The organism is uncultured Eudoraea sp. (assembly GCF_947258925.1).
Lineage (GTDB): Bacteria > Bacteroidota > Bacteroidia > Flavobacteriales > Flavobacteriaceae > Eudoraea.
The window spans coordinates 43862-67646 of the sequence record NZ_CAMYKG010000012.1 but is presented as its reverse complement, the minus strand read 5'-3'; the positions used below and the strand labels follow the sequence as shown (position 1 = coordinate 67646).

Annotated in this window: 25 protein-coding genes; all 25 read left to right on the top strand. The window is 34.6% G+C overall.

The window, feature by feature from the left end:
* Nucleotides 1–41 precede the first annotated feature (41 nt).
* The 25 genes from Q0X77_RS05870 (at nt 42) to Q0X77_RS05750 (ending at nt 23766) form a co-directional block, all read left to right on the top strand.
* Nucleotides 42–785 (top strand): hypothetical protein, encoded by a 744-nt coding sequence (locus Q0X77_RS05870; RefSeq protein WP_297794447.1) that lies wholly within the window; start codon nt 42–44, stop codon nt 783–785.
* Nucleotides 786–1065: 280 nt separating this feature from the next.
* The gene (locus Q0X77_RS05865; protein ID WP_297794444.1) at nt 1066–2397 is read left to right on the top strand and encodes a hypothetical protein; all 1332 of its coding nucleotides are present in this window, start codon (nt 1066–1068) and stop codon (nt 2395–2397) included.
* A 159-nt stretch (nt 2398–2556) separates the two neighbouring features.
* Entirely contained in the window at nt 2557–4422 is a 1866-nt protein-coding gene (locus Q0X77_RS05860) for an erythromycin esterase family protein (RefSeq protein WP_297794440.1), read from the top strand.
* Between the two features lie 117 nt (nt 4423–4539).
* Nucleotides 4540–5619: a hypothetical protein gene (locus Q0X77_RS05855; protein ID WP_297794436.1), complete on the top strand. Its 1080-nt coding sequence runs from the start codon at nt 4540–4542 to the stop codon at nt 5617–5619.
* A gap of 182 nt (nt 5620–5801) precedes the next feature.
* Nucleotides 5802–6134, top strand: coding sequence for a metalloregulator ArsR/SmtB family transcription factor (locus Q0X77_RS05850; protein WP_297794434.1), 333 nt, complete (start codon nt 5802–5804; stop codon nt 6132–6134).
* Nucleotides 6135–6182: 48 nt separating this feature from the next.
* Nucleotides 6183–6650 carry a DUF6428 family protein gene (locus Q0X77_RS05845; RefSeq protein WP_297794430.1) on the top strand — a complete coding sequence of 156 codons (468 nt, stop codon included), beginning with the start codon at nt 6183–6185 and terminating at the stop codon, nt 6648–6650.
* Between the two features lie 22 nt (nt 6651–6672).
* On the top strand, nt 6673–7305 hold the full coding sequence (locus tag Q0X77_RS05840) for a protein-tyrosine-phosphatase (protein ID WP_297794450.1): 633 nt from the start codon (nt 6673–6675) through the stop codon (nt 7303–7305).
* Between the two features lie 3 nt (nt 7306–7308).
* Nucleotides 7309–8355 (top strand): ACR3 family arsenite efflux transporter, encoded by a 1047-nt coding sequence (gene arsB / locus Q0X77_RS05835; protein ID WP_297794427.1) that lies wholly within the window; start codon nt 7309–7311, stop codon nt 8353–8355.
* A gap of 298 nt (nt 8356–8653) precedes the next feature.
* Nucleotides 8654–8872 (top strand): CopG family transcriptional regulator, encoded by a 219-nt coding sequence (locus tag Q0X77_RS05830; RefSeq protein ID WP_297794425.1) that lies wholly within the window; start codon nt 8654–8656, stop codon nt 8870–8872.
* Between the two features lie 301 nt (nt 8873–9173).
* Nucleotides 9174–10532 carry an FAD-dependent oxidoreductase gene (locus Q0X77_RS05825; protein ID WP_297794422.1) on the top strand — a complete coding sequence of 453 codons (1359 nt, stop codon included), beginning with the start codon at nt 9174–9176 and terminating at the stop codon, nt 10530–10532.
* Nucleotides 10533–10768: 236 nt separating this feature from the next.
* Complete coding sequence (locus tag Q0X77_RS05820; RefSeq protein ID WP_297794419.1) at nt 10769–11875, top strand: hypothetical protein; 1107 nt, start codon at nt 10769–10771, stop codon at nt 11873–11875.
* A gap of 366 nt (nt 11876–12241) precedes the next feature.
* Nucleotides 12242–12703, top strand: coding sequence for a mobile mystery protein A (locus tag Q0X77_RS05815; protein WP_297794416.1), 462 nt, complete (start codon nt 12242–12244; stop codon nt 12701–12703).
* The gene (locus Q0X77_RS05810) at nt 12694–13290 is read left to right on the top strand and encodes a mobile mystery protein B (protein ID WP_297794413.1); all 597 of its coding nucleotides are present in this window, start codon (nt 12694–12696) and stop codon (nt 13288–13290) included. The genes Q0X77_RS05815 and Q0X77_RS05810 overlap by 10 nt, the downstream gene beginning before the upstream one ends.
* Nucleotides 13291–13371: 81 nt before the next feature.
* Nucleotides 13372–13785, top strand: coding sequence for a VOC family protein (locus Q0X77_RS05805; protein ID WP_297794411.1), 414 nt, complete (start codon nt 13372–13374; stop codon nt 13783–13785).
* Between the two features lie 65 nt (nt 13786–13850).
* Nucleotides 13851–14201, top strand: coding sequence for a VOC family protein (locus Q0X77_RS05800; protein WP_297794408.1), 351 nt, complete (start codon nt 13851–13853; stop codon nt 14199–14201).
* A gap of 282 nt (nt 14202–14483) precedes the next feature.
* Nucleotides 14484–14912 (top strand): hypothetical protein, encoded by a 429-nt coding sequence (locus Q0X77_RS05795; protein ID WP_297794406.1) that lies wholly within the window; start codon nt 14484–14486, stop codon nt 14910–14912.
* Between the two features lie 254 nt (nt 14913–15166).
* On the top strand, nt 15167–15652 hold the full coding sequence (locus Q0X77_RS05790) for a nuclear transport factor 2 family protein (protein ID WP_297794402.1): 486 nt from the start codon (nt 15167–15169) through the stop codon (nt 15650–15652).
* Between the two features lie 202 nt (nt 15653–15854).
* A complete protein-coding gene (locus Q0X77_RS05785) occupies nt 15855–16310 on the top strand; it encodes a VOC family protein (protein WP_297794400.1) in 456 nt (151 codons plus the stop codon).
* A 121-nt stretch (nt 16311–16431) separates the two neighbouring features.
* Entirely contained in the window at nt 16432–17964 is a 1533-nt protein-coding gene (locus Q0X77_RS05780; protein WP_297794397.1) for an alpha-L-arabinofuranosidase C-terminal domain-containing protein, read from the top strand.
* 135 nt (nt 17965–18099) lie between these two features.
* Nucleotides 18100–18549, top strand: a complete 450-nt coding sequence (locus Q0X77_RS05775) for a DUF4440 domain-containing protein (protein ID WP_297794394.1) — start codon at nt 18100–18102, stop codon at nt 18547–18549.
* A 56-nt stretch (nt 18550–18605) separates the two neighbouring features.
* Nucleotides 18606–19412 carry a DUF4198 domain-containing protein gene (locus Q0X77_RS05770; RefSeq protein ID WP_297794392.1) on the top strand — a complete coding sequence of 269 codons (807 nt, stop codon included), beginning with the start codon at nt 18606–18608 and terminating at the stop codon, nt 19410–19412.
* A 117-nt stretch (nt 19413–19529) separates the two neighbouring features.
* A complete protein-coding gene (locus tag Q0X77_RS05765) occupies nt 19530–20408 on the top strand; it encodes a hypothetical protein (protein WP_297794389.1) in 879 nt (292 codons plus the stop codon).
* Between the two features lie 78 nt (nt 20409–20486).
* A complete protein-coding gene (locus Q0X77_RS05760; protein WP_297794386.1) occupies nt 20487–21476 on the top strand; it encodes a 2-hydroxyacid dehydrogenase in 990 nt (329 codons plus the stop codon).
* A gap of 356 nt (nt 21477–21832) precedes the next feature.
* The gene (locus Q0X77_RS05755; protein WP_297794383.1) at nt 21833–22618 is read left to right on the top strand and encodes a DUF6090 family protein; all 786 of its coding nucleotides are present in this window, start codon (nt 21833–21835) and stop codon (nt 22616–22618) included.
* Nucleotides 22619–22824: 206 nt separating this feature from the next.
* Entirely contained in the window at nt 22825–23766 is a 942-nt protein-coding gene (locus Q0X77_RS05750; protein WP_297794381.1) for an aldo/keto reductase, read from the top strand.
* Nucleotides 23767–23785 lie beyond the last annotated feature (19 nt).

The window sequence follows — 23785 nt, the reverse complement described above, 5'->3', positions numbered from 1 at the left end:
GTGTTGAATAACTATTACTAATATTAATGAAAATCAATTTTATGAAAACAGCAAAAAAACGTTCAACGATTACACTAATGTTAATAGTGTTTTTCAGTTTAACATTTAACCATACTAAAGCTCAGTTAAAAACCCCAAGTTCGGTTTGGAAATATGAAAAAGGTACAGTAACTCTTATGGATGGAAATGAAATTGAAGGCTATATCTATATGGATATGATGAACCCTCAGCTATTTCAAAAAAGGGTTTACCTGATTGACGAGAAAACCTATGCGGCTTACAAAGCAGGGGAAGACGTACATAAAGACGCTGTGGTTTATGATGCCAGCGACTTGCAAAGTTTTACTCTTGAAAATGGTAAAAAATTCAAACAGGCAAAATATGCCAATCTATTTGCGAAAAGAAAGCAAGACCGGATACCTAAAAAGTTGATGCTTGAAGTTGCTACGGAAGGGGAGATTACCGTTTTTAAAAAATATCACCACACCCAGGGTATCGTTACCTCCCACTTACCTGACCGGACGAAGGTTAGTGATGCCAAATATGTTGAATGGCAGGAAAATAACTTTGAAATTCTTGCCCAAAAAGAAGGAGAGGAGGCAAAAAATATGTCTTCCTTTAATATAAAGAAGCTTGTCGGCGATAATAGAACCGTTTTAACCAATTATGCTAAAAATAAATATGGTTTTAGAGATCTTTTTATAAAAGGACCTGTCTTTGAATCCAGCTTCCAAATGGATACGGTAGAGGCTTTCACCAGCATGGTGGAAGATTATAATAAATAAATAGAGTTAGAATTTATTACAAACTTTAGAAGAGAAGGCCAAAAAAGGTCTTCTCTTTTTGTTTTTTGAAAATAAGAAATTATATTTAATTAGATTATCCTACCTTCTACCATTTCCTTGATTAACTTATGTGAGGTTATATATTCTTCGAAAACAATAACAAAACCATTAATAAAAATAGATAAAAAGCTGCTAACGAAGGGTATAGTTCATCCCGAGGACTCGGGACGAAACCATACCCAAACCGTAAAACATTCAGAGGTAAAAAAACAGATTACACGTGAAATCAAAAAAACTACTTTCCGCAAAACACATTAGATTTTTATTTATAACCTGTTGCTTAATAAGTTTAACCTCTTGTAGTGAAGACAATAGTACCGCTTCTATTCATTATGTTGGAGGCTATCTCTTCGATGGAGATAAGTTCAAAGTCAAAGATTTTTCAATTAAAGGTGGAAAATTCAGTTTTGATTCATCTCTTAAAACGGATAAAACAGTAAACATTGACGGGAAATATGTAATACCACCTTTTGGAGATGCTCACACTCACAATTTTGATGATATTGAACAATTTGATAGCATTTATCAATCATATATAAACGAAGGTACATTTTACGTTCAAGTATTAACGAACCATTATTCCAGGTATGAAAAAATAAAGGATTCTTTAAATAAACGTGGTAATATAGATGTTGCCTTCGCACATGGCGGTATGACTTCCACTGGTGGTCACCCTCATGCAATCTATGAAACCAGCATTTTGGGTATGGGATGGAGGGCAATGTTAAACCCAGAAAATAGAGAAAAGATTAGAAATAGTAGAATTGTAGCCTCAGATGCATATTATTTGATGAATAGCCTTGAAGATGTTCACTCAAAGTGGGATGAAATAATCTCAAAAAGACCATCCATACTTAAAATATATATTTCAAATATCAAGAACCGTGATATCGAAATTGAGAGTGATAACATTGGTACTTACGGATTATCAAAACAGGTAGCCAAAGCAATCATTGAAAAAGCTATAAAGTCTAAAATCAGGGTATATGCTCATATTGAAACTGTAGATGATTTTATTTGGGCTCTGAATAATGATGTAACTTATTTTGCACACATGCCAGGCTATGGTGGTGGATATGGAAAGACGAATTTTGATAGCTTTATTATTCCCGACTCAATCTTGAGCAAAGCCTCAAAAAAAAATGTTCTAATCACGCCTACTGTATCATTTGCGAAATATTATGCTCAAGCTTGGAATGGCAAAGAAATGGCTGTTGACACTATCTTGCTCAAAGAAAAACAAGATTTCCTCAGAAACGAGTTAAAAAGATTTCAAAAAGCAGGTATCCAGTTAGCCTTTGGTGCCGACCAAAAAGGCTCAACACTAATGGAAGAAATAAATGACATTATTGCTTTAGATGCCTTTGAAAACAACAATATACTTTCAATTATTACAGGTAGTTCAAAACACATATTTCCTGACAGGAAAATTGGAGAAATAAGGGAAGGTTATGAAGCAAGTTTTTTAGTTTTAAACAATAATCCCCTTGAAGATATAGATAACATTAAAAGTATAAATATGAGAGTAAAAAACGGAATTAAACTGAATTAAAAGAAATATATTAAATAACGTTTTACAACATTGTATAAACGTAATGCGGGGTAAAGTACTGGACTTGTAGTTATAACCGATATTAAATTCTACAAATCCCGCACTACGCTTATACTTGACCGTTGTATGTTATTAGACCAATCCGTTAAATAAAAATAAATGAGAATTAAAACAAGCTTGTTAGTAGTAATACTTCTGTCTTTGGTTTCTTGTGCTGAGAAATCTAGAGAAGATCTGGTAAAAGAATGGATCACTAAAAACGCTATTCCTTTGAAAACTGTGCAAGCCGGAAGTTCGTTTGAAGATATTGAGCCATTGAAAAATATTGTGGGAGATGCCAGAATCGTTTCCCTTGGGGAACCCACTCACGGGAACAAGGAAGTATTTCAATTAAAACACCGAATGATTGAATACCTCGTAGAAGAGATGGACTTTAACATCTTTGCCCTCGAATGTCCTCTTGGAGAAGCTTATGATATTAATCGTTACGTTGTAGATGGTATTGGAGATCCCGAAAAAGCTTTAGCAGGTATTTATATGTGGGCTTGGGATACACAAGAGGTTTTAGAATTAATAAAATGGATGCGTTCATATAACGCAGATCCAAATCACAAAACAAAGGTTAAATTTTACGGATTTGATACTCAGAATCCTGAAAGGGCAACGAAGGTAATGCTTGACTATATTAATAAAGTTGACCTTGCTTTAATCAACAATGTGTATGCTGAGTTGGGAATACTAGAAATTCCGTTTTCCAATCCAGAAATTATTGGAAATCGCCAGTGGATTTTAGAAGAAGGAGATTCACTATCTCTAAAGACAATAAAACTGGTCATGGATTCATTTGATAAAAATAAGACGCAATACATTAAAAACACCAGTGTTTTAGAATGGGAATTTGCTAAACAGCATGCACGACAAGTAGAAATTTTTATAGAAGAAAGCATTAATGATGCCGAAAATTGGTCTAAAATAAGAGATCTCGGGCAGGCGCAAAACCTAAAATGGATTATGGACCAAGAAGGCGATGATAGCAAAATGGTTGTTTGGGCTCACAACAGTCATGTATCTAATTCTTCTAGATGGGGAACTGAGTGGATGGGCTCATATATGAAAAAATGGTATGGAGATGATTTAAAAATATTTGGGATTTTCTTTAACCAAGGCTCATTTAAGGCAATCGATGAAGGAGTTCCGTCAAAAGGAATGCATGATTTTTTAGTAGGACCTGCACCTGAAGGAACTTTTGAATATGTTATGGCTAGTACGAATATGAGTTTAGCTGTGGTAGATCTAGCTAACTTGCCAAAAAATGAAGCTGTATTTAAATGGTTTAATCAAGAAAGGTTAACAAGAAATTCGGGAGGAGGTTTCAATGAAAATGAAGCTGAACAGTTCTATTGGCCATATAATCATGCAAAAGCCTTTGACGCACTTATTTATATTGATTCAACTTCAGCAGTAGTTGATATAAATGATTCGGATTATGATCATATGTGGTTGATTACTGAAAAACAGAATCAGCCAACCAATACTGGTTTTGAGAATAATAGTCCAGGAGAAGTGCCAGATGGTTGGGTAGCTTGGTCTAAATTTCAACGATTAGGCGTAAAAATGACTGTAAGTGATAAAGATCCATACCAAGGGAAACACTCCGCAATGATTCAGCGTGAAAAAGGTTTAAAATATGGTGAAATTGCAGCTAATTTGAGGCAATACATTGATGCAACACCATATAGAGGAAAAACAATTCGACTTAAGGTAGCTGCTAAGGCAGAAATTGATGAATCTAACTTTGCGTTTCTTAGGTTATCAATAGATCCTGATCCTTTAGATAGTGCACATGACGGACTGCCACCTCTATTTGACAGTCTTGACAAATATCGTGTTGATTCTAATGAATGGAAAATTTATGAGATAGAAGCTCAAGTTGATGATAAAGCAGATATAATACACTATGGCATTTATCTTCGTGATTTCGGAACGGTTTGGATAGATAATGTGGAAATAACAATTATAGAATAACCTGTAAATTTGGGAAAAGAATAAACGGCATACAATAATGCATATAAACCATTATCCCGATAGCTATCGGGACGGTTCATATACGAGACCGTTAGCAAACATTCAGATTAACCAACTATGAAAATAAAATTATTAGTATTTGTTCTGTTCTTTGGATTTATTTCATGCTCGAACAATGAAAGAAAGACTATTGTAACCATATCTGAAAATCAGTTTTTAATTAATGGAGAGCTCACCTATAAAGGAAGGTATTGGAAGGGAAATAAGATTGAGGGGCTTCTTTTTAATTCCAGAATGGTTCAAGGGATTTTTGATGATTTAAATCCCGATACACGAGATCAGTTTGCTTATCCGGACACCAAACTTTGGGATGCGGACAGAAATACAAATGAATTTGTTTCCAATATGGAAGAATGGCGTAGCCATGGACTACTTTCTTTTACTCTTAATCTTCAGGGAGGCAGTCCTTTGGGATATGGAAATAAAGAATGGATCAACTCGGCTTTTGATGATAAAGGCGAATTGAGGGCAGATTATATGGCTCGACTCGAACGAATACTGGACAAAGCCGACGAGCTGAATATGGTTGTAATTTTAGGATATTTTTACTTTGGTCAGGATCAGAATTTAGAAAATGAACAGGCAGTAATTAATTCAACAGATAACATTACAAATTGGATACTAAACAAAGGATACAAGCACATTTTGATAGAAATAAACAATGAATGCAATGTTAGGTACGATCATGAAATACTACAACCAAATCGGGTTCATGAGCTAATTAGAAGAGTTCAGAATACAAAAAAGGATGGATATAATCTGCTTGTCAGTACAAGTTATGGAGGTGGTTATGTTCCTGAATCATCTGTTGTAACAGTAGCAGATTTTATTTTATTGCACGGTAATGGTCTTAATGAACCGTCGCAAATTACTGAATTAATTCAAGCTGCCAGGAATGTTGCTGGTTACACGTCAAAACCTCTGGTTTTTAATGAAGACGATCATTTTAATTTCGAATCCGATTCGTCCAATTTTGCAACTGCAGTCAAAGCATATGCATCATGGGGTTTCTTTGACTACCGGATGAAGGATGAAGGATTTGAATCAGGTTACCAGAGTATGCCTGTTGATTGGGGTATAAATTCAGAAAGAAAGAGAGCTTTTTTTAAGAAGCTGAAAGAAGTAGCTATTGAATGAAAAACATTTGCTAACATTTTGTATAATTAATGGCAGGCGATGGGCTAAACATCAGGGTTTGTAGTCCGCTCAATTCCATTGCCCGATAAAATAAAAGAGCTGTTTTTTGCTAACACGCGAAAAAAGACATTGAACACTAAAATATTAATCGTAATATTGCAATGAATTAATAAAGGACAAAAATGGGATTAGCGAAAACCGAAATGTTTACTGACCAACAAAATGAAATTTCTCTTTTTGCAAAAGTATTCGGACATCCGGCAAGAGTAGCTATTTTACAACATTTGTTTAAAATCAACTCTTGTTTTTGCGGAGATTTGGTAAACGAAATTGGATTAGCCCAACCTACAATCTCACAACATTTGAAAGAACTAAAACATTTAGGCTTGATTAAAGGAAATGTAGAAGGAACAAGTGTTTGTTACTGCATTCATAAAGAAAATTGGACAGCAATGAAAACTGTAATGACCGAATTTCTAAACCAAGACTTAACCGAAAACCAAGATTGCTGTTAAAAAAATTTGAATTAATTAATCCTATTATCGCAATATACAAATAGTCTTATGAAATTATCACATGCAAAATCAGTATTAAAAGAAATGGAAACTATAAGTTTTCAATTACCAAACGGAGATTTAGTACCTAATCACTTTCATGTTACAGAAGTTGGTAAAATCACAAAACACTTTATCGATTGTGGCGGAACTGAAAGAAATGAAGAAGTCGTAAACTTCCAACTTTGGAATGCAAACGACTATGACCACAGATTGCATCCAGAAAAGTTATTAAACATCATTGAACTTTCTGCAAAAGTTTTAAAAATAGGAGATTTAGAAATCGAAGTAGAATATCAAGCAGATACGATTGGGAAATTCGGTCTTGATTTTGATGGACAACATTTCTTGCTAACCAAAAAACAAACAGACTGTTTAGCAAAAGGCAAATGCGGAATTCCGGTAGAAAAAACTAAAGTAAAATTATCAACTTTAACTGATGAACCTTGTTGTTCACCTGATGGAAACTGTTGCTAAAACCATTTTAATTTTACAAAAAATGACAACATCAAAACCAACTCTATTTTTAGAAATAGAAAATTTAATCAAAGAATTAAATTATCAAACAATTTCAAACGAGCGAAAAGAAGTTTTACAACAGCTAACGGATTTTATTCAGTCGAAGGTTTCCGAAAACCAAGAAATCCGTATCAATTTCATTTGTACTCACAATTCAAGAAGAAGTCATTTATCGCAAGTTTGGGCACAAACAATGGCAAACTACTTCAATATTAAAAACGTATTTTGTTATTCAGGCGGAACAGAGGCAACAGCACTTTTTCCATTGGTTGCAGTAACTTTGCAAAATTCAGGGTTTCAAATAAACACCATTTCAAAAAACGATAATCCTGTTTACAGCATTAAATATGCTGACAACGAGCATCCAATAATTGGATTTTCAAAAAAATTAGATGACGATTTTAACCCAAAATCTGAATTTGCGGCAATTATGACTTGCGATTCGGCAAACGAAGCTTGCCCATTTGTTCCAGGGGCTGAAAAACGTATTCCGATAACTTTTGAAGACCCAAAAGCATTTGACAACACACCACAGCAGGCAGAAAAATACAAAGAAAGAAGTCTGCAAATCGCAACTGAAATGTTTTACGTTTTCTCTCAAATAAATTCATAAAAAATGGCTTCAAAAAAATTAAGTTTTCTTGACAGAAATCTAACGCTTTGGATATTTGTTGCTATGACTTTTGGAGTTAGTCTTGGTTATTTTATTCCAACATTCCCAAATATTATAAACTCATTTAGTAGCGGAACTACAAACATTCCGATTGCAATCGGTTTGATTTTAATGATGTATCCACCTTTGGCAAAAGTCAATTATTCCTTATTACCAAAAGTTTTTAGAAACACAAAAATCCTTTCTATTTCACTTATTTTAAATTGGATAATTGGTCCTGTTTTAATGTTTGTTTTGGCAATTACATTTTTACGAGATTATCCAGAATATATGGTCGGACTTATTTTAATTGGTTTGGCTCGTTGTATTGCAATGGTCCTGGTTTGGAACGACCTCGCAGAAGGAAGCAGCGAATATGGTGCAGGTTTAGTTGCCTTGAATAGCATATTTCAAGTGTTTGCTTACAGCTTTTATGCCTGGGTTTTTATAACTGTTCTTCCACCCTATTTCGGATTTGAAGGGGCTATTGTAGATATTTCAATCGGAACGATTGCAGAAAGTGTGGCCATTTATTTAGGTATTCCTTTTGTAATGGGAATATTGAGCAGACTAATTTTAGTGAAACTAAAAGGCGAAGATTGGTACACAAATAAATTTATTCCGACAATCTCTCCAATAACCTTAATTGCACTTTTGTTTACCATTGTAGTTATGTTCTCTCTTAAGGGAGAATTGATTGTTGAAATTCCAATGGACGTTCTGATTATTGCTGTTCCTCTGCTTATCTATTTTGCATTAATGTTTATCATTGGATTTTTCGTCACCAAAGCAACGGGAGCAGAATATGACAAAACAGCTTCAGTTGCATTTACAGCAGCAGGAAATAATTTTGAGTTAGCGATTGCAGTTGCAATTGCAGTTTTTGGACTGAATTCAGGACAAGCATTTGCAGGAGTAATTGGTCCTTTAGTTGAAGTGCCAGCTTTGATTTTATTAGTTCGAGTTTCCTTTTGGTTGCGGAAAAAATATTACGGAAAAGCCATGGCTTAAAGCCATACACATATGCTATTAGCACCAGCCAACGCTTCGCCAAAAATTGCAAAAGAGCATGTCTTTGCCAACGCTGAAAACCAAGCTGAATGAAAAAAGCCAGTGGGTAACAACGTATTTAAAAAATAGCGGTTTAGGTGCAAATCTGAACCGCTTTTGCTTTTAATTAAGTATATTGTTTTCCGAAAAGTTCGTGCAAAAAATCCGCTACTTTTTATATACAAGACTGTTAGGCAATAATATAAAAAAAATTGTATTTGATTCGTTTTTGGTGTATTTTAGCACCAAACTATATTTCATGGCACGACAGAGCATATCTTTTACAAAACCAAATGATGAATGGTTAAAATCACAAGTAGACAAGCAGGAATACTCAAGTAAGAGCGAACTTGTAAACGATTTAATAAGGCAGGCGAGAAGTCAGCAAGTCCAAATTGACTGGATTAGGGCCAAATTGGAAAAAATTTGGAATGGCCCAAGCGGACAAATATTTCGACTCATTTTTCATATACTTTGATATAATCGCCCAAAGACCATTTTCTTTCGAATCAGTGGATTTTATAAAAAATGGATATCGAAGATGTGTGTGTGGTTCGGACAGTATATACTGTAGGATAAATGAAGATGTTGTAGAAATTATGACAATTGTCGGCCGACAAGACTTGAATAGTATTCTATAATTAAAAAAAGAAATACTATTGCCAACAACGCCCATTATCCTCCAAAGGCGGACAGGTTCATCCCTACCCTAAGCCACGCATTCAAAAAATCCCTACATTAGGGTTAATAAATCAACACGCTGGCATTAATATAAGAAAATGAGAAACCTAATCTTAATAACAGTCATTGCATTGAATTTAATATCCTGTCAAACTTCTGATAAGATAGAGGATATTGTTGTTATTGGTGGTGGTCTAATGGGAAGTTCAACGGCATGGGAGATTTCGAAATATGAGCAAAATGTTTTATTGATTGAGCTACAAGACTCAGTTTACACTTTTGGCTCAAGCTTTGGCGAAGCACGAATTTCTAGAAGTCTTGGGCCAAATGAAGATATCTTTTCATTTCTGCAACAAACCTCTGTAAAAGAAACAAAGGATTTGATTGATTACTTAAATGAAGGAGAAACAGAGATACTTCACTCTATGGAAGATATTTACAGAACTTCACCAGTAACTTATATCTATTCTAAATCTCAATTAAATGAAGTTGAAGAATTGTTAGATGGGCAGGCTGATAATTATGAATATGCCCCAAACTCAGTAGCAGCCAAAGAAAAATTTGGAATGAAAATTTCAGATACTACAATGGTTATTCGTGAATATAAACAGTATTCGGGAACACTCAATCCCAAAAAACTAATTGGGAAACTACATCAGGGAATTAGAAAATCTGGCAACCGAGTTCAATACAATCAAAAAGTAACGGATTTGAAAAAAGAAGATGGGCTTTATAAGATTACAATTAACGATACAAAAACAGGAATAAGTAAAACCATACTGAGCAAAAAAATAGTCGCTGCCGCCGGACCTTATAATGGAGTTTTAGTAAAAGATGTGGCACCCTACTTTAGAAATTTAATAAGTCCTAAAAGACTGTTTCTTTCTTTTTTGAAAATAAATCCAGAAAAGTATGATATGTTGACCGCTGAACAAAAAAATAGATTTATCACGTCTTACCCAGTTGCATATCTGAATTCAGAAATATTTTATTCCATGATTGAGAAATTTGACAATGACCAAAGACCGTTATTAAAAGTTGGAGGACATTTTTTAAGGACAGAAATAAAGGATTTAGATGAAGTATGGTCAATAAAGTTAACCGAGCAAGAAATTCAGTGGAGCAAAGAAAATACTGTAGACTATATGCAAAAACTTGATTTGCCAATAATAGCGTCTGATTTGGAATTTGTTAAAGGGTATTCTTGTGTTTATTCGCTAACAGAATCTGAAATACCTTACGTGAGTAACGCAATAGAAAATAAAGTGAATATTGATTCAAGTTTTGTTTTGGTTGGAGGGATGTCTGGCATTGGTGCGAAAGGGTCATTGGCCTATGGCCTAATCGCAGCGGACCTTATTTTAGGCTATAACAAGGATTCTTTTATGTATCAAAAGACAAAATCTGCCCTGGGGACAGAACGCTTGATTATTGACTTGAAAAATATTGATAAATAAATACTAATGCAAACAATGGCTATAAGTAATCCGCCATAGGCGGAAAGGTTACTTGTTCTCGCCTATTCTGAAAATTCCATTGGAATTTTCGGTTTGTGTGTACCTGCATGCCGGCAGGCAGGCTTGCAAAGTTAAGTGCTATCCCGATAGTTATCGGGACACGCAACAACTCATAGCCTAGACGTTAGCGGTAATTTAGGAATACAACATCATTAAATCTAAATAGAACTTATAAGATGAAACAACAACAATTTCTTTTTTTGTACATTTTGTTTTATGCAGTAGCTGCATTTGGACAAGACAGTGAAAAAACACAATCTGGTTTTATTAATGCTCATCCGGCAGATCATTTGCCGCCATACATCAAACTTGCATGTGGTTTTGGAGAACGCCCCGATTGGTCGCATGATAGCCGGTTTATATTATTTGTTGATAAACCAATGGGTGAAGTATATGAATTGGAAGTAGCAACCGGAATTATACGTCCAAAAACCAGACATTTTAATCATTACGGTTTTACGAGAGCCATGTATTTATCTAATGGCGACATTCTACTTTCCGGTCCAATCGCACCCTTTGATCCAACTGATATTGAAGAAAGGGACAAAGCGCGTGACCTTTGTTGGTTGTCGGTTATGGATAAAAGCTGTAAGAAAGAACCGGTTCCTCTAAATACACTCTGCGCAGAGGGACCAGCTGTTTCCAGAAGTGGGATGAGAATAGCTTGGACTCATCGTGATCGTCAATTACCTGAGTTAGGGAAAAACAGGGCAAAGTTATTAATGGCAGAGATAATTTACGAAGAGGGAATACCAAGATTGAGCAATGAGCGGGTGATTTTCGATTCCAAGCGATTGCCTTTTTCATTGGGTAATTCAAGCCTTGAAACTCAAAACCTCGTTCCACCCGAAGATGTAAAAGTAACCTTTGCTGTTTATACCATCGAAAATGGCAACAATACTGATGTTTACATGGTAGATAGCGAAAGCGGAGAATTTCAGCCTATCACTAGTTCCCCATGCTGTTATGATGAACCAGAAGGCATATTTCCAGACGGTCTATATACCTGCGTTGAACATGCACCCAGTAAACAAACTGCCTGGCCATTACTTGATCTATACAAATTGAAATTGGACGGTTCCGGGGAAATGCAACGATTGACATATTTTACTGATTATAGGGGATATAAAGCAAATCAAGGTGTGGTTTCAGACAATGGAAAATACCTCTGTTTTCAAATCGGAAAAGCCGAGCAGGAAGCGGGTGTTGGTTTCGGCTTTTTCATTATGGATTTGGAAGAAGCGGCACAACACTTGGAGGATTTTAAAACTTATAATGAATAATTATAAAATCCTTTTTTTGCCAGGGCATAAAGATAAATTTAAATAATGATATTAAAACTATCGTTAACAATGTATAAAAATAATAGCCAGGGAAGTAGTGAATTCAAGAGCTTTAGTCCATATTAACTTTCCTGTACCTTGACAGGAATATACCATGCAGTCGGGTGCTATTCTTATACAAACACGTTGGCTTTATTTTTAAAAGACCTAACGAAGTAAACCTAAGTGTTTACTTTAACTTCAATTTGTCAACCTATAAGTTTACTTTTTTTATTATTTGTCAACCTATAAGTTTACTTTTTTATATTTTTGTAAACTCAATAGTTTACATAACCCATATTACTACAAACTGAAATCATCGTAAAAGTGAGAAATAAGCGGAAATTAATGATTGAACAACTGGACCAAAAATTAAAACCATTTCTTAAAACAAAAATGGTCCTGGTCCCAGAAAGAGGATGGATAAATACAATCCGGACTACATTAAATATGACAATGGCACAACTTGGCAGCAAGTTGAACATAACTCGTCAAGGAGTTAAAAAAATTGAGGAGAGCGAGGCAAACGGGACGATTACAATAAACACAATGAGGGAAGTTGCTGCTGCCATGGATATGAAATTTGTCTATTCACTGGTCCCGAAGGAAGGAACAATTGACGATTTGATACAAATGAAAGCTGAAAAGTTGGCACAAAAAATAGTATTAAGGACCAATCAAAATATGAAATTGGAGGACCAAGGAATTGGAGATGAAAAGATTAATGATACAATTAAGGACCTTGCAAACGAAATAAAAAGAGAGGTAAGAAAGTCTTTATGGGATTAGAACTAAAATATGAAGAAGGACAAACCCCTTTAGATGAAGAAGAAAAAGAAGGTCTAAAAATTAAGTCGTTAACAACTCAAGAAGAACTGGATGAATTTGAACAGTTAAACATTGAAAAAGCTGTAGAATGGACTATGCGAGCTAATTTAAAACCTGAGAAAATATTAACCGAAAAGTTTGTAAGAGACTTGCACAAAAGAATGTATAGTGAAGTATGGAAGTGGGCTGGAGAATTCCGTAAGTCAGAAAAAAATATCGGCATCAAATGGACACTAATCGGAATTGAATTGAAGAACTTATTGGACGATACAAAATATTGGATTGAAAACAAGACATATTCACCAGATGAAATTGCTATTAGATTCAAACATCGAATAGTTTCAATTCACTGTTTTCCAAATGGTAACGGAAGACATTCCAGAATGATGGCCGATATAATCATGGAGTCTATTTTTCAAAAAGAGATATTTACTTGGCATCAATCAAATATGGTTAAAGCGGATGAAACAAGAAAAGAGTATATAAACGCTTTGAGAAAAGCTGATAATGGAATTGTGAAACCACTAATAGAATTTGCAAAAAACTAAAGCCAACAATGTATAAAGCGCATTAAAACGCGCCTTATACCAACCGTTTAAGCCACAAAAAAATAACAAATTAAAAATTCAATGAAACAAAACGGATCTGTTATAATTCCAACCATGAGATACAAAGATGCTCCAGCAGCGATTGAGTGGCTATGTAATGCTTTCGGATTTGAAAAGCATTTGGTTGTACCAGGTGAAAATGAAACTATCGCTCATGCACAGTTAAATTTTGGTAATGCTATGGTCATGTTAGGGTCTGAAGATGACAACGAATACGGCAAATTCGTCAAGACACCAAAAGACCTAAATGGAATTAATACGCAAACCCCGTATATCATAGTTGAAGAAATCGATGACCATTATAGTAGGGCAATTGCAGCCGGAGCTAGAATAGTATTAGATATAAAAGACGAGGACTATGGTGGTCGTGGATATAGTTGTCAAGATCCAGAGGGGTACATATGGAATTTTGGTTCATACAATCCATGGGTATAATGAAAAATAGAAAGCCTAAACTAAAACACAATTAAAGTGGATTAAAAATCTAAATGTGGAATTATATGCTCACAGACATCAATCCGAAATTGCCAATGCGCGATAAAAAGGTTACTAGTGAATTTTATATCAATAAATTGGGATTTAAAGAAATAGGAGATTATCAGGGGTATTTGATGCTTCAAAAAGATAAAATAGAAATTCATTTCTTTGAATTTAAGGAGCTTGACCCCAAAGAGAATTATGGCCAAGTTTATATCAGAACCGACAAAATTGACGACTTTTATAAATCATTATTGGCAAAACAGACTGAAATTCATCCGAATGGTAAATTGGATACCAAACCTTGGGGACAAAAGGAATTTTCTGTACTTGATCCAGATAATAATCTCTTGACATTTGGACAAAGGATTTAAAAAGAAAATACAAAACGCCAACTGTGCCCATAACACATCACTTCTTAAAACTTGCGCTTGTTTCCTATCTTAGTTAGAACAAATCTGGTCCGCTGGGGTTTGGCCACACATCCACAGTATCATACCCAGGACCGATGACTGTAATAAGAATAAAAATTATTGACATATTATGAATTGACTAATAACACATTAAAAATAAATTTAAAATAATTACGTTTTCGGTTCGGGAATTTTATCGACGTAATTGTTTTATAATAGAATGAATAATAAAAATTAATAAAAATGAAAACCTCAAATTTTAAACTACTTACAATTTTTATTGCAATGGTATTGTTCATAGGAACATTTACCTCTTGTTCAGATGACGATAGTCCTGCGGTTAATATAACAGTCAATGAAGGACCTAATGGAGATATAGGAGGCGATTTTACCGGCGATGGTGGAAATGGCTCAAGGACAATCAATTGGACAAACAACTTGTCAACTGCCGACTATAATGCTGATATTACTGCTACAGCTTCCGGAACTTTCCAAATTGTAGTTGCAGATGCTAACGGAACTGTAGTACTTGACAGAAACCTTAACGGTGAAACTGAACCTGATTCTATTGATGGTGTTACCCAAGCTGGCGAACCCGGGAATTGGACTGTAACGATTACGCTTACTTCATTTAATGGAGACGGAAGTTACTCTTTAAGCGCTGGCGATTAATTGGCCGTTAAAAAATATATTATTAGAAAGGCTATCAACTTGGTAGCCTTTTTTTAATTCAGCCCCTTAAAACAAAGAATAAAACCTATAACCAACAGTATGTAAGTCCAATAACAGCTGAATTTTCTACCGAAAATTCAACTCGTTTTGCTAAATTAGGAGAGTCAGCGGAAAATACTCGTCCATTTTCCTGTTACATACACATGGGCAAAACCGTTGGCAATAATTTTGAATAACAATAAATATTTTAAAATATGAGAAGTTCAATAATTCTTTTTTTTGTCATGATTCTAGTTTCCTGCAACGAAAAGAGCAACAAAGGGGAACTGAAGTCTTCCAATACCAGTACTATTGATATTCAAGCCGAATTGGCGTCAATAGAAGAAACTCGTCAGGCATTTATGAAAGCTGTAAAAGAAGCTGATGGTGAAACCATAGGAAAAATAGTGACAAAAGATGTTAAGATTGTTTCACCCGGAAGCACTGATTGGAGTAAAATGTATGAGATTAGTAAAAATAAAGGTCCTTTCCCCTACGATAGTATTATTATGTTCCCAAAAGAAACAATAATTGCATCAGACAGTGTTGCATATGATTTTGGTGTTAGTTATGTATATTACACGAATAGTGAAGGAATTGTTGTTGAATTGAAAGATAACTTTTTGGCTATATTAAAAAAAGGTAAAGATGGCATTTGGAGACTTCACCGAGAGGTGGCGTCATCAAATGTAATTGAATGATATTTGGTTGAATCAAATAAAAACTATTGCCAACGACCTATAGCTCAATGCGGCTGAATAACTCTTACCAAGGCTTGCTTCGGTAAGCACAGGTAGAAATTACTTCGCATTTCCTATCTTTATATAGGCGGAAAATCATAGCTTGTTTTCCGCAACGAACCATACGCGAGACTGTATGGCATTGCAAAAACCAATATTTAATATGATTAAAGGCCTGTATGAAACTCATTTATTTGTAGAAAATATTGAACACTCGATTGAATTTTATGGTCAAGTTCTTGAATTAAAACAATGCCATTATGAAGAGGAACGAAGAGCAGCTTTTTTTTGGGTTGGAAAGGATAAGCAGTTTATGTTAGGCTTGTGGGAAAAACCTAAAGAAGAAATAGATATTCGACATTTCGCATTTGAATGTGAACCGGAATGGATTTTGAATGAATCTGTTAACTTCCTAAAGTCTCGAAATTTAAAATGCAGGAACTTTTTAAATGACGGCACTGATAAACCAATGGTCTTTGCCTGGATGCCTGCGATAGCAATTTATTTCGACGACCCAGATGGACATTCGCTTGAATTTATTGGAATTTTAAACGGCAAAGGAAAACCAGAGAATGGAATAATTTCTTATGAACGTTGGTTGGAATTAGAAAAAAATTAAAAATAACGCCATACAATACTATATAAACGGCATAATCTCCGTCGCGCGGGCCTCGGCGATCAAAGAATAAGTCCTCTTATACGAACCGTTGCAAACAAGCAGGTTCACTTAATAGAATAAAATGAAAATATTACTATTGATTATTAGTTTCTCAGTTGCCGTAAATCTTTTCGGTCAAAATAAACTGAGTCTGAAAGCAAGAACTTCAAATATTAAAATCGAAAAAGAAATTTATGGTCATTTTTCGGAACACTTGGGAACTTGTATTTATGAAGGCATTTATGTTGGCAACGACTCTGAAATACCAAACATCAACGGCTATAGAAAAGATGTTGTCGAAGCTCTTAAAGTACTTAAGGTACCCGTATTACGCTGGCCAGGGGGGTGTTTTGCGGACACCTATCATTGGAAAGATGGCATTGGCCCTAAGAATGAACGCCCCTCTATTGTAAATGTCTTCTGGGGTGGTGTTACGGAAGATAACAGTTTTGGAACACATGAGTTTTTGAATTTCTGTGAATTAATAGGTACCGAACCGTATCTAAGTATCAATGTTGGCTCGGGAACCGTTCAGGAAGCAAGAGACTGGGTCGAATATGTTACCTCAAGTAATCAAAGCCCTATGACAGATTTACGTAAAAAGAACGGACGTGAAGAACCCTGGGAAGTAAAATTTTGGGGAATTGGTAACGAAAACTGGGGGTGCGGTGGTGATATGGCTCCCGACTATTATACAAATATTTTTAGAAATTTCTCTTCTTACATTAAGGGATCTAATTTTCAGAAAGTCATTTGTGGGCCTTCGGGAAATGATGTTAATTGGACGGAAACTATTCTTACTGGCTTAAATAAGAAAATGAACCTTGCCCAAGGGCTTTCTTTACACTACTATACATTACCTACCGGTGATTGGAACAAAAAAGGTTCCTCAACAAATTTTGGAGAAGATATGTGGTTTGCGACACTGCGAAATACAATGTATATTGAAGATTACATTCAACAACATTTGGCCATAATGGATAAATATGATCCTGAAAAAAAAATGAAATTAATTGTTGATGAATGGGGTACTTGGTACGACAAATTACCAGGAACAAAAGACGGCTTTTTACAACAGCAAAATACGGTAAGAGATGCTGTGGTTGCCGGTATTAACCTAAATATTTTCAACAATTATGCCGACAGGATAAGTATGGCTAATCTTGCCCAGATAGTTAATGTATTGCAATCAGTTATTTTGACAAAAGGTCATCAGATGATTAGAACCCCTACTTATTATGTGTTTCAATTGTATAATATTCACCAGGATGCTTTTCTAATTCCTACTGAACTTGAAACTGAAAAATATGAATATAATGACGAGTCGATTCCTGCCTTGACTGCCTCTGCTTCCGAAAAAAATGATGTAATTAATGTTACGATAACCAATGCGAATCCCAATAAAGCCATTTCACTTAAATGTGATACCGGAAAAGTATTTAAATCAATAAATGGTAAAATTGTTACTGGGGACGAGATTACAGATTATAATGACTTCGGTAAGGATGAAAAAATTATAATCAGAGACTTTAAGGTTGGAAAAACTAATTCCAAGGAAGTGGATTTAGAAATTCCTGCTCACTCCGTAGTTTTGCTACAACTAAAATTAGAATAACTTAAAAAACTGCAGAAATACTGAATGAGAGTAGCCTTCATACAACATTGCATATGCCGTTCAGTGCTCCCTTAAGGTCTCACAGCCTTATATGTGCACGGTTGGCTATAATAATTATAATAAAATCAATTAATTATGAAAACTAAATCATTTTCAATCATTCTGTTTGTATCAATGCTGATGTTAAATTGCAAAAGTCATCCTACCGATGTTACCGCTGAAATTATAGAGGCGAATAAAGAATTCATTGCGGCATTTAATTCAAATGACCCAAAGGCAATGGGGCAAGTTTATACCACAAACGGTAAGCTGTTTCCTACAAATAGTGGTGTTATCGAAGGGCGTGATGCCATTGAAGGATTTTGGAAAGGGGTTTTTGAAATGGGAATAACAAAAGGTGAGCTTATTACTAATTATGCAGAAGGGTTTGGTGAAACTGCCATTGAGGAAGGAAAATATGCTTTATATGATTCTCATGATAACAAATTGGATGAAGGAAAATATATAGTCATATGGAAGAAAGTTGATGGCAAATGGAAATATGATAAAGATATATGGAATACAAGCATGCCTGCTGCCCCATAATCCAATCATAAATTAAAAAACCATCAACGTTATAAAGCATAAATCAAATTACTGAAATGAGAAGAACATCGACTACAATAATTCTATTGGCCCTATTTTTCCTATTATCGTCACACGAACTATTTCTAAAGTCCGATAGCTATTTCTTTGAGGAAAATAGCCTGCAGGAACTTTACCTTTTTAATGGAACATTCGACAAAAGTGAAAATGTGATAACAAGAGATAGAATTATCAATCCAACAATCCTTGGTCCTAATTACGATTTTAAACCCTCCTCGGATGATTACTATGATAAAGGTGAAATCACCTTTTTAAAATTTAAAACAGGTAATGCCGGTACCTATGTAGCCGGGGTTTCAACAAAACCCAGAGCTATCGAATTAAACGGAGAAGATTTTACTGCATACCTGGAACACGAAGGTTTGACCGAGGTGATTTCGGATAGAAAAGCCAAAGGGATTGCTAAGCAAGGTGCCAGTGAAAAATATTCCAAACATGTAAAAGCCATATTTCAGGTAGACGAAAAAAGAACAGACAACTTTTCAACTCAGCTGAATTACCCAATAGAATTTATCCCTCTAAAAAACCCTTATAACCTTTCAGTTGGTGATGTAATGTCATTCAAACTTTTGTATTTGGGTGAACCTCTCGGCAACCAAACGGTACATATAAGCTCGCGAAAGAACCTTGAAGAGAAAGGTAAAGAGGAGACTTCCCTAAGAACAAATAAAAAAGGAGAGGTCAATTTTACAATCAGTAATGGAGGGCATTGGTATATTGCAACTATTCATATGCTCGAAAGTAATGAGGAAAATTTTGACTATGAATCAAATTGGGCAACTCTGACTTTTGAAGTAAAATAGCTCCATAACAATGTATAATTGGCATTATCTCCTTCACCCGGGCTTGGGCGATCAAAGAAAACGACCAATAACACTGTACGTTATACCCAATTTTAAAAAAACACAAGAGACGTCTAAATGAAGCTACTGAAAACCTTAGAAAAAGTCTTTCTTTCAGAAAACACTAAAAAGCGTATTGAAAAGGTAATACTTTCCATAGCACTTTTGGGTTTTTTTATTCATCTAATTATTATTGGTCTTTCAGAGTTTGATATTATTACCTTGTTTCCAAAATCTGGATTGCTTACCAACCCTATATCGGCAATCTATACACCATTTTCTTTTATCCTTATCTATGAGGTGTATCTTCTGATTTATTACCTGCCCAAGTCTTTTACAACCTATATAACAAAACAATATGAAATCATAACTCTTATAATAATTAGAAAATTATTTAAGGATTTATCAATGCTGGAACTAACTTCAGATTGGTTCGATATTAAGGGGGATTTACAGTTTACATTCGATATTATTGCATCACTGATTTTGTTCTTTTTAATATTTCACTTTCAAAAACAAGGTTATCGAAATAAGGAAAAACAAAGTAAAATTGGACCTCCGGTTAAGCGATTTATAAAAAGAAAGAAACTGATAGCTGTTATTTTAGTCCCATTCTTTTTTATTTTGGCTTTAAACACCTTAGTACAATGGTTCTCAGAAGTCTCATTTTCGTCAAATATTTTACCATCATTTGAAAAAATTAACAATCTTTTTTTCGATGATTTTTTTACGGTCTTAATATTAGTCGATGTAATACTCCTGCTTATTTCTTTTTTTTATACAGATAAATTCCATAAAATAATTAGAAACTCAGGATTTGTAGTGTCAACAATATTAATTAGACTTTCATTTGGAGTGAGTGGATATATTAGTACAATATTAATCGTTGTCGCTGTTCTTTTCGGATTATTGATTATTATAATTCACAACCTATACGAAAAAGAACAATTCACTTAACGATAGCTGGAAATAATTTTAGTAGTTATCATCTATTTTGAGTTTTTTAGTTTAAACAATTTACCCAATTCACACTATATGAAAATAGCTGTCTTTAGTACAAAATCTTATGATCAAGAATACTTTGAAAAATATAATCAAGAATACAATTTTGAATTTTCATTTTTTGAGACTTCATTAAATTTTGATACCGCACGACTTACTGATGGATTTAATGTGGTTTGTGTTTTTGTGAATGATATTGTTGATCCGGAAACACTAAGAATATTATCGAACAATGGAGTTGGTTTAATTGCGCTGCGTTGCGCCGGTTACAATAATGTAAATATTGAATCAGCTAATAAATATAATATTAAAGTTGTAAGAGTCCCTGCATATTCCCCTGAGGCAGTTGCAGAGCACGCCATAGCATTAATTCTTACCTTAAACAGGAAAACGCATAAAGCGTACAATAGAATAAGAGAGGGTAACTTTTCATTAAAAAATTTGATTGGGTTTAACTTACAGAACAAAACAGTAGGTGTTATTGGAACAGGCCAAATTGGAGCTACTTTTTGTAAGTTAATTAAAGGGTTTGGCAGTAAAATAGTAGCTTTTGATATTCATAAGAATACAGCCCTTTTAGATTTAGGTGTAGAATACATGGATATAAATGAAGTTTTTAAAAAAGCAGATATAATTTCATTGCACTGTCCCCTAAATGAACACACAAAACATATCATAAACAAAGATTCAATATCTAAAATGAAAGATGGTGTTATGATTATTAATACCAGTCGTGGCGCTTTAATAAAGACAGGCGATGTTATTGAAGGTCTAATTAACAAAAAAATTGGTTACTTAGGTATTGACGTATATGAGCAAGAGGAGAATCTTTTTTTTGAAGATCTGTCAGAACGAATTATCGAAGATGAGTTTATTTTAAGATTGATGAGTTTTCCTAATGTTTTGATTACTTCTCATCAAGCTTTTTTTACACAAGAGGCTATGGTTGAAATTACCACAACGACTTTAAATAATATTAAAGCGTTTGAAAAAAATGAAGAATTAATTAATGAGGTAAAATAAACCGGCTATAACCATATGTATATTTAATAGTGTTTAAAGATGGTTCGGGAAATTTTGCTGAATTCTCAAGCTCTTTATTCATTTTCGTTATCTTACTGCTTTAACTCTACTAATCATAGACATAAACGTTAAGTGTTGTGCTTCATTGCTACTTCGTTAGCCTCCTTTGTCGTTCGCATGCCGTTGAAGCTTTAGCAAAGGCACAAATAGAGAGGCTATCAAGACCGGAATAGAAACTATGATCAACCAATAACCAATGATAAAATTCTTTTGAGGGCAGAACGTTAAGAAAATGTCTGGCAGATATTTTTAGCGAATGAGCCAGCCTAGCGTGCTGGAATTAAAAATAAACAAGCATGATCAAGTTCTTTAGACATATTAGAAAACAATTACTAACTGAAAACCCGCCAAACGGGCGGGCGGGCAAATTCAGCAAATACCTACTCTACGCCTTTGGAGAAATAATACTTGTAGTTCTTGGTATATTGATAGCTCTACAGATAAATAACTGGAATGAAAATAGGCTTAAAGTACAAAAGGAAATACAGATTTTAAAGTCTTTCGAAACTCAATTTCAAAATGATATACTTCAATTTGACGAAAGCCTAAAATTTTACGAAGGTGCTTCAAAGTCTGTTGATATCATTATCTACCACCTCGAAAATAAAATCCCATATAATGATTCGCTAAATGAACATTTCTATGTATCAACGAGATTTTACGGAGATTCAGATTTAGATAATAACGTTTTTGAATCCTTAAAATCGCTGGGTATAGATCTCATCTCTAATACGGATATCAGAAAAAGAATTGCTCAACTATATGAAGATAATGATGAATGGGTAGTCAACTTTGAAATAGTTTACAGAGACTTCCTTTTTAATGCAAGTCAAAACATATTTAATACTAGATTTAAAGATTATTGGGGTGGAGACTATAAAGATTTGACATATAGCAAAGGAGAAATGATTCCTCTGGACTATGAAAACTTACAATCAGATCAGGAATACCAATATTTTATCCGGACTCAGAAGAATCATATTGGCTGGTTGATATATAAACCTATCGAAGAAACAAAGCTTAAATTAATAGAGTTGTCGAAGGATTTGAATAAAGAAATTGAGAGACTGGAGAAAAAATAACGAAAGCACGTTACGAAATTAATTAATTGCTGCGGAAATTCCTCTTACCTACCCTTGCTTCGGTAAGTATAGTCAGAAATTACTTCGCATTTCCTATCTTTATATAGGCGAAATATTTTAGCCGACTTACCGCATTTAATCATACGCGAACACCTTGGCTTCTATATCAATAAGAAATGAGAAATGACAATTTAATATAAATGAAAATGGAAAATCAGAAGAATGGATTAAAACGAAGGGAATTTTTAAAAGGGACGGCAAAGGCAGCTCTTGCAACAGCATTTATAGGACCGGTTAGTACAAAACTATTGGGAGCGGTGAGCAATTCGCCCAAAAATATTTCAATTCCAACGGTGACGCTCAACAACGGCATACAAATGCCAATTCTGGGATTTGGCACAAATACCTTAAAGGGTTCAATCGGCGTCCAATGTGTGTCTGATGCCATATCAGTAGGTTATCGCCTAATAGACACAGCACATATTTATGGAAACGAAGATGCTGTAGGAGAAGGGATTATCCAAAGTGGGATAGACAGAAAGGAGCTATTTATAACATCAAAGCTTTGGGTTAGCGATATGGGCTATGAAAGCACTAAAAAGGCATTTGAAAGATCCATAAAAAAATTGGGGGTTGACTATTTAGACCTTTATCTTATCCATCGCCCAAGGGGAGATGTGAAAGGTTCATGGCAGGCAATGGAAGAGCTGTATGAAGCCGGCAAAATCAGAGCCATTGGCGTGAGTAATTTTCTGCCGGAACAACTCGAGAAAATGAAAACTTACGCAAAAATTGAGCCTGTAATCAATCAAATAGAGACCCATGTTTTCTTCCAGGAGAAAATTTCCTATCCATATCTGAAAAACTCATCGACACAAATAGAAGCCTGGTCCCCGTTTGCTGCAGGTAGGAATGGCATTTTTAGTAACCCAACTGTTGCTGCAATTGGCAAAAAGTACCAAAAGACGAACGCTCAGGTATGCCTGAGATGGCAGTATCAGCGAGCTGTTGTCGCCATCCCGAGGTCTTCTCAAAAAAGCCATATGATTGAAAATCTTGATATTTTTGATTTCGAGCTTTCTGAAGAGGATATGAACACCATTGCGACTCTGGATCTGAATAAAACTCAATTTCCCGAATGGGGTTAGTAATATTAAAGTTTGCCTG

Excerpts from the sequence above, each read along its gene's own strand:
- Q0X77_RS05795 (WP_297794406.1), top strand. The coding sequence starts at position 14,484 with ATGAAAACCTCAAATTTTAAACTACTTACAATTTTTATTGCAATGGTA.
- Q0X77_RS05765 (WP_297794389.1), top strand. The coding sequence starts at position 19,530 with ATGAAGCTACTGAAAACCTTAGAAAAAGTCTTTCTTTCAGAAAACACT.
- Q0X77_RS05805 (WP_297794411.1), top strand. The coding sequence starts at position 13,372 with ATGAAACAAAACGGATCTGTTATAATTCCAACCATGAGATACAAAGAT.
- Q0X77_RS05770 (WP_297794392.1), top strand. The coding sequence starts at position 18,606 with ATGAGAAGAACATCGACTACAATAATTCTATTGGCCCTATTTTTCCTA.
- Q0X77_RS05790 (WP_297794402.1), top strand. The coding sequence starts at position 15,167 with ATGAGAAGTTCAATAATTCTTTTTTTTGTCATGATTCTAGTTTCCTGC.
- Q0X77_RS05810 (WP_297794413.1), top strand. The coding sequence starts at position 12,694 with ATGGGATTAGAACTAAAATATGAAGAAGGACAAACCCCTTTAGATGAA.
- Q0X77_RS05860 (WP_297794440.1), top strand. The coding sequence starts at position 2,557 with ATGAGAATTAAAACAAGCTTGTTAGTAGTAATACTTCTGTCTTTGGTT.
- Q0X77_RS05820 (WP_297794419.1), top strand. The coding sequence starts at position 10,769 with ATGAAACAACAACAATTTCTTTTTTTGTACATTTTGTTTTATGCAGTA.
- Q0X77_RS05855 (WP_297794436.1), top strand. The coding sequence starts at position 4,540 with ATGAAAATAAAATTATTAGTATTTGTTCTGTTCTTTGGATTTATTTCA.
- Q0X77_RS05825 (WP_297794422.1), top strand. The coding sequence starts at position 9,174 with ATGAGAAACCTAATCTTAATAACAGTCATTGCATTGAATTTAATATCC.
- Q0X77_RS05870 (WP_297794447.1), top strand. The coding sequence starts at position 42 with ATGAAAACAGCAAAAAAACGTTCAACGATTACACTAATGTTAATAGTG.
- Q0X77_RS05840 (WP_297794450.1), top strand. The coding sequence starts at position 6,673 with ATGACAACATCAAAACCAACTCTATTTTTAGAAATAGAAAATTTAATC.
- Q0X77_RS05830 (WP_297794425.1), top strand. The coding sequence starts at position 8,654 with ATGGCACGACAGAGCATATCTTTTACAAAACCAAATGATGAATGGTTA.
- Q0X77_RS05780 (WP_297794397.1), top strand. The coding sequence starts at position 16,432 with ATGAAAATATTACTATTGATTATTAGTTTCTCAGTTGCCGTAAATCTT.
- Q0X77_RS05785 (WP_297794400.1), top strand. The coding sequence starts at position 15,855 with ATGATTAAAGGCCTGTATGAAACTCATTTATTTGTAGAAAATATTGAA.
- Q0X77_RS05845 (WP_297794430.1), top strand. The coding sequence starts at position 6,183 with ATGAAATTATCACATGCAAAATCAGTATTAAAAGAAATGGAAACTATA.
- Q0X77_RS05850 (WP_297794434.1), top strand. The coding sequence starts at position 5,802 with ATGGGATTAGCGAAAACCGAAATGTTTACTGACCAACAAAATGAAATT.
- arsB (WP_297794427.1), top strand. The coding sequence starts at position 7,309 with ATGGCTTCAAAAAAATTAAGTTTTCTTGACAGAAATCTAACGCTTTGG.
- Q0X77_RS05760 (WP_297794386.1), top strand. The coding sequence starts at position 20,487 with ATGAAAATAGCTGTCTTTAGTACAAAATCTTATGATCAAGAATACTTT.
- Q0X77_RS05750 (WP_297794381.1), top strand. The coding sequence starts at position 22,825 with ATGGAAAATCAGAAGAATGGATTAAAACGAAGGGAATTTTTAAAAGGG.
- Q0X77_RS05800 (WP_297794408.1), top strand. The coding sequence starts at position 13,851 with ATGCTCACAGACATCAATCCGAAATTGCCAATGCGCGATAAAAAGGTT.
- Q0X77_RS05775 (WP_297794394.1), top strand. The coding sequence starts at position 18,100 with ATGAAAACTAAATCATTTTCAATCATTCTGTTTGTATCAATGCTGATG.
- Q0X77_RS05755 (WP_297794383.1), top strand. The coding sequence starts at position 21,833 with ATGATCAAGTTCTTTAGACATATTAGAAAACAATTACTAACTGAAAAC.